The 320-nt window shown below is 67.8% G+C and carries 1 protein-coding gene; it reads left to right on the top strand.

The features are described 5' to 3' along the window. Positions 1-320: TauD/TfdA family dioxygenase (locus R0J88_RS19335; protein ID WP_410900779.1), on the top strand; the 320-nt coding region annotated here is incomplete at both ends.

Consider the following 320-nt stretch of genomic DNA (forward strand, 5'->3'; position numbering starts at 1 on the left):
GTATCGGGCCGCTGCGGCGCACCAACTGGGGCGGTATCGCCGACGTGAAATCCGTCGCCAATGCCTATGACCTCACGATGACCCAGCGCGGGCTGGAGCCGCATACCGACAATCCCTACCGCGACCCGATTCCGGGCTATATCTGGCTGCACTGTCTGCGCAACGCGGCCCAGGGCGGCGACAGCATGCTGGTGGATGGCTACAGCGCGGCGGAGCACCTGCGCCGTGAAGACCCCGAGGCCTTCGCCTGCCTGACAGAAGTCAGCCCCGGCTTCCGCTACCACGACGCCACCACGCGCCTGGAGAGCGAAGGCCCGCTG

It is taken from the genome of Pseudoalteromonas sp. SIMBA_162, assembly GCF_046535955.1.
In the GTDB taxonomy this organism is placed as follows: domain Bacteria; phylum Pseudomonadota; class Gammaproteobacteria; order Enterobacterales; family Alteromonadaceae; genus Pseudoalteromonas; species Pseudoalteromonas marina.